This window comes from Wolbachia endosymbiont of Tuta absoluta, assembly GCF_059414725.1.
In genome coordinates this window covers 1-9,358 of sequence record NZ_JBNRJY010000397.1, presented here as the reverse complement: position 1 = coordinate 9,358, position 9,358 = coordinate 1, and the positions used below count along the sequence as shown (strand labels likewise).

General features: G+C 32.3%; 9 protein-coding genes, 1 tRNA gene and 1 pseudogene. 5 read left to right on the top strand and 6 right to left on the bottom strand.

Annotated features, from left to right (window positions below; genetic code table 11):
- Positions 1 to 201: 201 nt before the first annotated feature.
- The 5 genes from ACJ5GX_RS04310 to rpsB all read right to left on the bottom strand — a co-directional run bounded on the left by ACJ5GX_RS04310 (position 202) and on the right by rpsB (position 3,533).
- Positions 202 to 390 carry a hypothetical protein gene (locus tag ACJ5GX_RS04310; protein ID WP_495292737.1) on the bottom strand — a complete coding sequence of 63 codons (189 nt, stop codon included), beginning with the start codon at positions 388 to 390 and terminating at the stop codon, positions 202 to 204.
- Positions 391 to 583: 193 nt separating this feature from the next.
- Complete coding sequence (gene frr / locus ACJ5GX_RS04305; RefSeq protein WP_007302601.1) at positions 584 to 1,141, bottom strand: ribosome recycling factor; 558 nt, start codon at positions 1,139 to 1,141, stop codon at positions 584 to 586.
- 7 nt (positions 1,142 to 1,148) lie between these two features.
- Positions 1,149 to 1,892, bottom strand: a complete 744-nt coding sequence (gene pyrH, locus ACJ5GX_RS04300) for a UMP kinase (RefSeq protein WP_010407219.1) — start codon at positions 1,890 to 1,892, stop codon at positions 1,149 to 1,151.
- Positions 1,876 to 2,721, bottom strand: a complete 846-nt coding sequence (gene tsf / locus ACJ5GX_RS04295) for a translation elongation factor Ts (RefSeq protein WP_052265040.1) — start codon at positions 2,719 to 2,721, stop codon at positions 1,876 to 1,878. The genes pyrH and tsf overlap by 17 nt, the downstream gene beginning before the upstream one ends.
- Positions 2,718 to 3,533 carry a 30S ribosomal protein S2 gene (gene rpsB, locus ACJ5GX_RS04290; RefSeq protein WP_012482019.1) on the bottom strand — a complete coding sequence of 272 codons (816 nt, stop codon included), beginning with the start codon at positions 3,531 to 3,533 and terminating at the stop codon, positions 2,718 to 2,720. Before rpsB ends, tsf begins: the two co-directional genes overlap by 4 nt.
- 181 nt (positions 3,534 to 3,714) lie before the next feature.
- On the opposite strand from rpsB, the gene ACJ5GX_RS04285 reads away from it, so the two are divergent.
- The 3 genes from ACJ5GX_RS04285 (at position 3,715) to glmS (ending at position 6,155) form a co-directional block, all read left to right on the top strand.
- Positions 3,715 to 3,791: transfer RNA gene (locus ACJ5GX_RS04285), tRNA-Asp, on the top strand.
- A 130-nt stretch (positions 3,792 to 3,921) separates the two neighbouring features.
- A complete protein-coding gene (gene yajC, locus ACJ5GX_RS04280) occupies positions 3,922 to 4,335 on the top strand; it encodes a preprotein translocase subunit YajC (RefSeq protein ID WP_006012489.1) in 414 nt (137 codons plus the stop codon).
- Between the two features lie 8 nt (positions 4,336 to 4,343).
- The gene (glmS, locus tag ACJ5GX_RS04275; protein WP_007302597.1) at positions 4,344 to 6,155 is read left to right on the top strand and encodes a glutamine--fructose-6-phosphate transaminase (isomerizing); all 1,812 of its coding nucleotides are present in this window, start codon (positions 4,344 to 4,346) and stop codon (positions 6,153 to 6,155) included.
- Positions 6,156 to 6,453: 298 nt separating this feature from the next.
- On the opposite strand, the pseudogene ACJ5GX_RS04270 reads toward glmS, so the two are convergent.
- Positions 6,454 to 6,567: pseudogene (locus ACJ5GX_RS04270) on the bottom strand (IS481 family transposase); the annotation flags it as partial.
- Positions 6,568 to 6,780: 213 nt separating this feature from the next.
- On the opposite strand from ACJ5GX_RS04270, the gene ACJ5GX_RS04265 reads away from it, so the two are divergent.
- Both ACJ5GX_RS04265 and ACJ5GX_RS04260 read left to right on the top strand, forming a co-directional pair.
- On the top strand, positions 6,781 to 7,530 hold the full coding sequence (locus ACJ5GX_RS04265) for a hypothetical protein (protein WP_007302596.1): 750 nt from the start codon (positions 6,781 to 6,783) through the stop codon (positions 7,528 to 7,530).
- A 227-nt stretch (positions 7,531 to 7,757) separates the two neighbouring features.
- Complete coding sequence (locus tag ACJ5GX_RS04260) at positions 7,758 to 8,585, top strand: hypothetical protein (RefSeq protein ID WP_495292736.1); 828 nt, start codon at positions 7,758 to 7,760, stop codon at positions 8,583 to 8,585.
- The last annotated feature ends 773 nt before the right edge of the window (positions 8,586 to 9,358 follow it).

Sequence of the window (9,358 nt, the reverse complement as noted above, 5' to 3'; positions counted from 1 at the left end):
AAACAAAAATAAACTTTTCTAATTTTAAAAAAATTTTTTTTTTTTTTTAAAAATAATTTTTTTTTAATATTTTTGTTTTTTTTTTTTTAAAATTTTTTTTAATTTTTTTTTTTTTTTTTTTTTTTTATATTTTTTTTTTTTTTTTTTTTTTTTATAATTATTAAATTTTTTTCTTTTTTTTTTTTTTTTTTATTTTTTTAATTAATTAATAATTTTTTTTTTTTTTTTTTTTTTTTTTTTTTTTTTTTTTTCATTTTTTTTTTTTAATTTTTTCTTACCACTAAGCAACGTGATGATCGATCCAACAATTCTGATATATCTTCTGGCATCAACATTTGACAGTGGGATGAGTAATACAAATGCAAAAATAAGGAAAAGGCGTTTCAGCATCGTTTTCGCTCAAGAGTGTAAACTTAATTATCGTAATAAAAAATCAAACTGAAAAGCTTTTTTTCTAGATTTCAAAAGGTATAACGATCAAATGTGTGCGTAATGATGAGATCTGAATCACAGCATTCATACAACTGTATCTATATCGAATCCTCTTATGTTTTTCAATACTGAAAAATTCTTTCATATTAACTTAATGATGCAATATATCCTTTTCTTTAATAGATAAGTCATCATCGACTTTTTTTACATTATCATCAGTAATGTTTTGTATTTCCTTTTTGGCAACATGAAAATCATCTTCTGAGATTTCCTTATTTTTCTTCATTTCCTCTATTTCTTCCATAACATCTCTGCGTATATTTCTAATTGCAACTCGTGCATTTTCAGAAAATTGATGCAATAATTTCACTAATTTTTCACGAGTTTCTTGTGTTAAGTCTGGAAGAACTATACGTATAGTATTTCCTTCAACAACAGGATTTAAATTCAGGTTAGCATTGATTATCGCATTTTTTACTTCACCGATAGCAGTAGCATCCCAAACTTTAACTGATAGAGTTTTGTTATCTATAGCTGAAACTCCTGCAACTTGGTTCAGTTTTTGATGTCCACCATAGATATTTACAACTATACCATCAAGTAATGATGCGTTAGCTCTACCAGTACGTACACCTTTCATATCATCGTGAAAAGACTGAATAGTTTTTAGCATTCTTTCTTTTGTTTTAGCTTTTATTTCGTTTAACATAAATTACCTAATGTTTACAATCTGAAACTATAGTATAAGTGCCTTGACCCTTAATAATATCAACCATTTTTTCTCTTTTTAAAGAAAAAACTACAATTGGGATAGAATTCTCACGAGCAAGTGAAATTGCTGATGCATCCATAACTTTTAAATCACGAGTTAGCAGATCTGTATAAGAAAGCCTATCATACATCACAGCATTCTCATTTTTTTTTGGATCGGCAGAATATACACCACTTACTTGAGTACCTTTTAAAATAACATCACAATTCATTTCAACAGCACGTAAAGCTGCAGCTGTATCTGTAGTAAAAAATGGGTTACCTGTGCCTGCTGCAAAAATGACTACTCTACCTTTCTCTAAATGATGAATAGCCTTCCTTCTTATATAAGGTTCACATATAGTAGTCATGGGTATAGCAGACAACACCCTAGAGACTATAGAGCTTTTTTCTAAAAAATTTTGCAAAATTAAAGCATTAATGACAGTACCAAGCATTCCAATATAATCACTGCTTGCTCTTTCACAGCCACTTAAAGATGCTGATGCACCACGAAAAATATTCCCACCACCAACAACAATACAAACTTGAACTCCGAGATTACAAACTTCAACTATGTCTTTGGATAGTTTATCTATAACTTCCATATCATGGCCAAATAGCTTTGATCCCATCAAAGCCTCCCCAGAGATTTTGAATAACACTCTGGGGTACTTTACTTCTGAAGTTTTGTTACTTATTTGCACCATCCAAAGTAAGTAACTTATAATTAGCTAATTTAACAGCACTTGATTCTATAAAATCAGCAATCTTCATTTTATCATCTTTTATAAACTTCTGCTCTAGTAGAACAACTTCTTCATAGTATTTAGCCATTCGTCCATCTACTATTTTTTTCGCTACCTCTTCAGGTTTATTTAAGCTCTTTACTTGCTCCTCAATTATAGAACGCTCATTGTTTAATTTTTCTTGATCTAAATCATCTATAGATAAAGCTTCAGGTTTCATAGCAACTACATGCATAGCTATTTGCTTTCCAATCTCTTGTTTATCACCAGATGATTGCAATGCTACTAAAGCACCAATCTTACCTAAGCCATGCATATCACCATGTACATAGCCAGCAACAATCCCATCCTTAGTCTCTAGGTAGCAAAGATTGCTTAACTCTAACTTCTCACCAAGAACCGATGTACCACTCATAATAGCTTCCTGTACTGTACCAACATCTTCATATTTGGCATTTTTTAACTCATCAAGACTAGTACAACGTTCTTGACAAGCAATTGATGCTAAATTTGAAACTAATGCTATGAACTTCTCATTTCTAGCAACAAAATCAGTTTCACAATTGACTTTAACCAATACACCATAATTTTTAGCCAAGCACATAGCAATAAGCCCATCTGAAGCTACTCTATCAGACTTTTTGTCAGCTTTAGCAAATCCTATTGTACGTAACCTATCAACGGCTTTCTTAATATCACCATCACACTCTTCTAACGCTTTCTTACAATCGCTTAAGCCAAGCCCTGTTCTATCGCGTAATTCCCTTATACTACTTGAATCCATCTTCATTTACTTACTATTACCTCCCTTTCTGTTTCATCCTTCATACGCTTCTTTTTAGTTTGCACAATACCCCCTTCTTTTTCTTGAATAAGCTCATCATCCTTAACTCTAGACCTTGTCAAACTAGACTCTATTCCAGCTAATATAGAATCAGCAGCTAATTTACAGTAGAGCTCTATTGATTTTCTTGAATCATCATTTCCTGATATAGGATAGGCAATATCATCTGGGTCAGAATTGGTATCAAGTACTCCAACTACAGGAATACCCAGTTTTTTAGCCTCTTTAACCGCTATATGCTCTTTGTTAGTATCAATAATGAATAAAATATCAGGAACTGCTCCCATTTCTCTAATGCCACCCAATTCTTTATCAAGCTTTTTTCTTTTCTTTTCAATATTTCCTAATTCTTTTTTTGTTAAGATACTATCTTCATCATTTAATATTTTCTCATATTGTATCAAAGTTTTTATCGAAGAAGAAACAGTGTTCCAATTAGTAAGCATACCACCAAGCCATCGATCATTTACATAATATTGACCACAACGAACCGCTTCACTTGCAACAATATCTAAAGCTTGAAATTTCGTACCAACAAATAAAATGCGACCATCTTGAGATGCAACATCGTATAAAGCTTTCATTGCCGCCTCTAACAATGGTAATGTTTTTCGTAAGTCTATTATGTGTATACGATTCTGTTGATGTACACCATATATATATGGGGCCATTTTCGCATTCCAGCGACTAACTTTATGGCCAAAATGCACACCAGATTCAGCTAAATCACGTATAGTGACTTTAGGCAAATTTGTCATATTTACTCCTCCAAATAGTTTATCCTCCATGGCATAACCCTAACGGGACTACTTGCATAAGCCATGTGTGAAATTAAGTTATTTACATAGTAATAAAAAAGACAAAAAAGCGCAAACAAAAAATATTGACAAGTAGCAACACGTTGATTAGCTTTAAGATTGCAAACGTTAAAAAGCAATGGGGGGTGTAGCTCAGTTGGTTAGAGCGCATGCCTGTCACGCATGAGGTCGTGAGTTCAAGTCTCATCACTCCCGCCATTACAGCAGAAACACCTTAAAATTCCTTAACTTTCTTATTAATTTGAATTAATTTCTTTCAGAGACTTGACATGATATTGTAATTGCTGCTTAATCTATTTAACTTTATCGTTAATAATTGGGATTAAATATGTTCATTTCTGAGGTTTTTGCGGCAGATGCGACTAACAATGTATCAGCATCTGTTGCTAGCTTTATTCCACTCATTTTAATATTTGTAGTATTTTATTTTCTCATTATTCGTCCCAATCACAAAAAACTAAAAGAACATAGAAGGATGATAGATCAAATAAAACGTGGTGATACGGTTATTACTTCTAGTGGAATAATAGGTGAAGTAAACAAAGTTGACGAAGTAAATGCACAACTAATACTAGAAATAGCACCAAAAATTGAAATAAAAATCCTAAAGTCTGCTATATCTGAAATCTTAAATAAAGAAATTCAAAAGCCAGTAGCTAAATCTATTGAAAAAAGCAAAGTTGAAAAGAATGGCAAGAAAAATAAACTAGAGGAAAGTAAAAAAGACAAAAATGCTTCATAATTTAAGAAGTGTGTGGAATATTAGGTATAGTAAGTAGCGGTGATTCAGTAATACCAACTTTACTAACCGCGTTGCAAAAATTGGAATACAGAGGTTATGACTCTTCAGGTATAGCAATTATAAATAATAGAGGTAAGATAGAAGTAAAAAAATCAGAAGGTAAAGTTGAAAGATTGTGTGAAGTTGTTCATGAGAGCAAGATATCTAGTAGCAAAGTTGGTATAGCACATACTCGTTGGGCTACACATGGAGCTCCAAATCTTAAAAATGCTCATCCCATTTATATAAATAATGTTGTTGTTGCTCATAATGGCATAATTGAAAATTACAATATATTAAAAAAGGATCTGGAAGAAAAGGGAGTATCTTTCCACACCGATACTGATACAGAAGTGATACCAAACATATTAACTTCATATCTTGATGAAGGGTTATCACCAATTGATTCTATATTACAGTGTCTAAACAATTTACAAGGTTCACTTGCTTTGGCTTTATTATTTGCAGAATATCCAGATACTTTATTTGTTGCAAAAAGAAATTTGCCTTTAGCAATAGGATATAACTGTAATAAAGTGTTTGCTGCTTCTGATACTAATACTTTGAATTCATTTGTAGAAAAAATATTGCATTTAGAAGATAATGATATTGCAGTAATAAAATCTAACGAATTCAGTATATATAATAATGGTATACAAGTTAAACGCAGAACAGAAAATAGCAGTCCAAGAAATTTTCTAATTAGTAAAAATGGTTACCCTAGCTTTATGCTAAAAGAAATTTTTGAGCAACCGTATGCATTAAACAAAACAATAAATCAATTTTATAAACAATATAAAGAAATCAACAAAGAATTATTTTCTGAACTAGGTTACATTACTATAGTTGGATGCGGTTCATCCTATTTTGCTGGACTAATAGCAAAGTGTTGGCTGGAAAGTATTGCTCAAATTCGGGTATATCTAGAAATCTCGTCAGAATTTAGGTATAGCAGCGTCAAGCTCGAAGAAGGTAGTATTGGCTTATTCATTTCTCAATCTGGTGAAACTGCAGATACTATGGAAGCACTACGTTATGCGAGATTGCAGAAACAAATGATCATTAGCATAATTAATACATTTAATAGCAGCATAGAAAAAGCCTCAGATATTGTATTGCATACTCTTGCTGGACCTGAGATTGGTGTTGCTTCGACAAAAACCTTTTCTACGCAGCTTGCAATTTTAGCATGCTTTGCTGTAGAGCTTGGAAAAATAAAAGGTATACTGGGTAGAGAGAGGATAAAGGAACTAAGCGGTGCTATTAATTCCATTCCCGAACATGTAGAGCATGTTTTGAATGTGATGGAAATACAACATATATCAGGCAGTATATTAGAGCACAATAATATAATTATAATTGGGAGAGGAAGCTCATATGGAGTTGCAATGGAAGGTGCATTGAAGATAAAAGAGCTTTCATATATCAACACAATTGGTATTGCAGCGGGAGAAATGAAGCACGGTTCTATCGCCTTGATAGACTCTACTGTACTTGTTATCGCAATTATTCCTTACGATAATTTATTCTTTAAAACGCTATCCAATATACAAGAGATTATTGCAAGAAAAGGTAAAGTAATTGCCTTTAGTGATAAGCAAGGAGCACCGCTCTTAAAGGGAATTTGCATAGATGTGGTGCAACTTCCAGAAGTTGACAATTTTGTTTCTCCAATTATCTACAGTGTTGCTATGCAATTTCTTGCTTATTCTATTGCAGAAAAAAAAGGGTTAGATGTAGATTGTCCGAGAAATTTAGCTAAATCTGTCACAGTTGAGTAACTTATTTAAAGTGAGTTGCTAATTAACAGCTCTAATTGTCAGTTATAAATTACTGAATTTTACTAATAAATTCATTGCTATCATTAGCCCTCTGCGAAAGAATATGTAACTAATGTAAGGATGAGAGAGGCTAAAATCCACGCCTCAAATTAACAAGATTTGCCATTATGGTTACCAGACACAACTTAACCTAGCAAGCAAGAATTAACTAACAGAAAAATTGAAAACTAATATCAGTCTCTTATGTAATGCTACTAATATTTTTCTAATATGTTTTCTATTCAGGAAAGTCTACATCGCCATAACAATATTTACTAGAATGAGGTCTTGTCTCATTGTAAAAACACAACCAATGATCAACGTCTATCTGAAGATCTTCTAATGAATTGTAGATTGTTTTACAAAAAAAGAGGAGTAAATGAGAGTTCAGTAACTTGATTATAGAGTTGTACTGCCTTTCCATATTTGAAGCAAGTTGTTATTCTATCTCAAACCGTAGCACAAAGTAAATATGGCAATTTACACTAAAATTTTCTGTTTATGATTTATATTATGTAAAGATACTATTTGACCTTGAGCTTTAAAGATATTATGTAATAGCATTATTTAATATGCGAGGTTTATTATGGCTAAAGTAAGTGCTGGTGAAAACTCAAAAAAGCTTAAAGATGGTAAAAATCAGCCCATATCACCAAAAAAGTTCAAAGGCAGTCAGTCTATGTCACCAAAACGGAGTCAGAATTCTGGTGAAAAGCTATGGAATGCATTAGAATCATTAGAAGAAGCAAAATCAGAGTTGAAAAAAAGAAAATTTGAAATAGAACTAAAAAAAGACACTGAAATATCAGACGAAGGAATAGAAAAAGTAGTGGAATTGGAAAGGAAAACAGAAAAAGAGATAGAAGAAATAGCAATGCCAATATCAACGTTACTACTTAAGGAAACAATAATAAAATTACAAGGAACAAAAATAATAAATTTTTTAAAAAAATTAGAAAAACAAGTAAAAGAAATGCAAGAATTATGTAAGAAACTAGAATTAAATGCTAAAATAGAAGAAGAAGATCTAAATAAGCTCGAGGATATAAAGAAAGAATCAGAAAAGTGTTGCAGAGAGTTAGTGAGCTATATGCCTAATTCAAATAATCCTAGAATGTTGTACACTGCTGTTATTGGTGTTGGTCTTGCTGTTGGGCTGGTAGCAAGTACTATACTTGAACATACAACTAGACTAAGTATATTAGCAATAATTGGCATAGCTACAGCATCTGCACTCGTAGCTGGTGGTGCTACATATGAAGCACTAAGACCTAATACTAAAATAGATGAATCAAAAGAAGTCCAAATAAAGAGTTCTCATCACTCACTTTCCTAATCACACTTTAATTCAAACTTTATCAGTTTTATTCAAGTTGCTTCTAAAAGGAGAATATCAATGGTGTTCTCCTTACTGATTTGGTTAAAATGCAGAAAACGCCTATGTCAAAATTTACACAGATGTTAAGTGCTGCCACTAATTCCCAGTTAGTACAATTTGTGTATCTTATTGACATATTTAATTTATTCTGTTACAATTTTTAGTAATTAGGTTGGGGTAAAACAATGAAGAGTTTTAAATGGCTACTTAATCAAGTCAGACTTTCATGGATTAGCTTAATATCAAAAGTAAAGAGCTTTTTTCAAACTAACGATACACATCATCAAACAACTGCTAGCAATGGAAATGATCATACAAGAAAAATAAGTGTAGAAAATACAATAGAGGAGAAAGTTAATGAAGAGGATGTATGGTATGATTCTCTGAAAGAACAAGAGCCAGGTGAAAAAGAAAGAGATCTGGATGAAGAAGAATTTTTTGATGCTATTGAAAATTTGGATGAAGAGGAAGTGAGTGCTAACATAGAAGGAAAAGAGTATGAAAAAAATAAGTACTATAGTCTACAAGATGGTCTACAAGAAAAAAATGAATTTGATCACACAACGCACACTCTTACACTTGCTTTTGAAATTGAAAAGCCATTTCCAGACTCTGACCTTAGTAAATTTAAGTTATGCGAACTTAAGCAAAATGGTGATAAATATACGTTTATCTTAGAAAATGATCAGAAAAGTCGAATAGAATTACACTCTGAATATCTCAATATTTATTTTCCTAAGTATTTTGAGAAACACAGTAAAAAAGGAGCATACACTGAACTTTTTTCTCAAGAAGAAAATGGAATTAGCAATGATATTATCATCCCATTAGAAGTTCCAAAAGAGGTAGGGATACTTACTGAAAAATTCGGTCGGATGAACTTCATAAAAGCAAATATACAATCTCAAATACCAGATTTTCCGGGAGATATAAATCTAAAAGATTGTAAAGATCGATCATATCTGCAAAACTTTCGGTACAGCGTCCCTTACACCCCGTATAGTGCATATTAATTCAAATATTTTTGAAAACTTGTAAAATTTTCAAGCGCGGGCTGTAAAATTTTGCATGTTTCAAGAAGTTTTATACCTAACACTAAAAAAAGGGCCAGCCACAATAGATTTTTAGGACCAACCCCTACTTCTCAGATAATATTAATACCGAACACGGGAAGTGTTTTAAAATTTGGTATTAGAATCAAATATTGTTTTTTTTTTAGGGCTGGCCTCTGCAATTTTAGCTCCGGGGCTTTGCAATCTACAGACATCATTCATTATAACCATCATTAGCTGTAGTCTAGTCCAGAGCTGGGCTTTTTAATCGCATATTATTTCACTGTTACATGAATCTTGTTAAATTGCACTTAAAAATAAACTTTTGGAGTGTACAAAGTATTTCTTACGATGGGTCGTGAATATTTCCAATTTTATTATTAAGTTGCAATTATTGGGTTATTGCCAATTGAAATTTAATTATTTATTATTCATTACTTTAACAGCCACAGCAGGCCACTACTGGACATAGCCTTCCTGTATTGGGGGTATGGCCATCACCACGCTGGGTAGGCAGATTGGCGAGCGCAGTGCAAGATGTTGCATTCACAGGGAACGCTGCTGGCGATTCCCTGGATGATTATCCCTTAGTCGCTTTTTACGACACCCACGAGTAGAACTGGGGTGGTGGCATGTCAATTAAAATTGCCGTGGCTTAATTATTTATTCGTGTTTTAAAGTTATGCGTAGGTAATTAATGGTTGTTACCAATCGAATATCTACTGCGATCGATC